Source organism: Clostridia bacterium, from assembly GCA_012840125.1.
Taxonomy (GTDB): Bacteria; Bacillota; DULZ01; order DULZ01; family DULZ01; genus DULZ01.
Window position 1 is genome coordinate 1 of sequence record DULZ01000074.1, and the last position, 1647, is coordinate 1647.

Genomic DNA, 1647 nt, shown 5'->3' on the forward strand with positions numbered 1-1647 from the left:
AAATAAAATGGTGCCTAAAACGGCAGGCACCATGATGAGCTTTATTCTGATTTAAGAACAGCCGCAATCGCAGCCGTCATCCAACGGTTTGGCCGGGGGATAGGGGGGCCACTTGGGCTTGAAGTCCAGGCAAAGCCCGCCGACGGCTTCGCACTCCGGCGGTTCTGGGCTGAACCCGAAGGACGGGATAAGAATTTGCACCGGGGCAATCAACCTGGCCCAGTAGAGCACTCCCACGCAGCAGGTGACCTCGCTGGCATACCCGGAACTGCTGCAATTGGTAATCTGGCACAGGAGCGGCTCAGGATAAACACTCACTTCACAGTTCAGGCCTTTTTCCCCGGCTCTGGCCAGGCCGAAGGATTTAGATTGATTCGGGAATTTTTCCGTAATGGTGGTGACGACACAGTTGTCCTGCAGCAGCCTGAACTTGACGTACAAGTCGTATGTCACCGTCACTACACTGTCTTCTTTCTGGCAGCGTATGTCTTCCGCCCAAGCACTGACACATTCCACGTCGTCCGCTTTAACCGGGGGGTCCACACAAACAGTGAGGGTCTTGACCTCGGTACTCTTGCATTCATTATAAACTCTTTCCACGCGAATATTGAGCAGTTCCCTGGGCGGCGGGCAAATGGGTAATCCGGTAGCCTCATCGATTGGCAAAACCCCGGCTCTCAAGTCAGCGTATCTGTCGCTGGACATGCGATGCTCCCTCCTCTTCCATTGACATCAGTATGTTACTAGTATAGTCTATGCCCTGCTACGGGAATGGTGAAATGATAGAGGCGGGAAAATGCCAATTCCCGGTGAGCCGGGGGAAAGCAGCTTGTGGCGCCGGGTGATTGACATATAATAGTAATAAAGGCATATTAAAGCAGCAATTGGCATCGGGGGATCTTATTGCCTCCCGGCCCGCCCCGGGATGGAGGAACTCAACCTGCGCCTGCCGAAGAATCCCAGGCCCGGTCTCTCCGCGCCAGCCAACATCTGGTGACAGGGAGACGGGAACTATTTGTAGGGCATTGCGTCTAAGGCATCAACAACTTCTTTTGAAGGAGGCTATTATCTTGAGCAAAAAAATCATCAGCGGCTTGTTAACGGCGACCCTGTTGCTGGGCCTGCCCCTGGGGGCTGTGGCCTCCCCGGCCCCCGACATCTACATCAACGGGGACTGGTTGCCCACGGAACAAGCCCCGGTCATCCTGGAGGGCCGCACCCTGGTGCCCTTTCGGGCCATTGCCGAGGGGCTGGGAGCCACCGTCCACTATGATGGAGCCACCAAGCGCATTACCGCGGCCAAAGGCACCACCATTGTGTTCACCCTGCAGGAACCAACCATGACGGTGAACGGCCAAACCGTCACCCTGGAGGTGCCACCTCAACTCATCAACAGCTACACCATGCTGCCGGCCCGGGCTTTTGCTGAGGCCCTGGGCGCCACCGTGACTTGGGAAAACGGGCAGATCTTCATCACCACCGCCGCCACGGTCCCGGAGACGGTGCTGGAACTGCCTGATCCTGTCCTGGGTCAAGTCAAATTGGAAAAGCATTGCCTGGGAGAAGAAGTGAAGTCCTGGTCCATCACCGTGAACGGGCGGGAAATCGCCTCCGTGCCGGAGGACGGGGCCTACTATCACGGCAGTC

2 protein-coding genes are annotated in these 1647 nt (G+C 56.6%); one reads left to right on the plus strand and one right to left on the minus strand.

Annotated elements, in window-relative coordinates; translation table 11 throughout:
* Positions 1-51: 51 nt before the first annotated feature.
* Positions 52-705 (minus strand): hypothetical protein, encoded by a 654-nt coding sequence (locus GXX34_08700; protein ID HHW07586.1) that lies wholly within the window; start codon positions 703-705, stop codon positions 52-54.
* Positions 706-1070: 365 nt separating this feature from the next.
* Between GXX34_08700 and GXX34_08705 the strand changes: the two genes are divergently transcribed.
* A partial coding sequence (locus GXX34_08705) for a hypothetical protein (GenBank protein ID HHW07587.1) occupies positions 1071-1647 on the plus strand: 577 nt, incomplete at its 3' end.

Excerpts from the sequence above, each read along its gene's own strand:
- GXX34_08700 (HHW07586.1), bottom strand. The coding sequence starts at position 705 with ATGTCCAGCGACAGATACGCTGACTTGAGAGCCGGGGTTTTGCCAATC.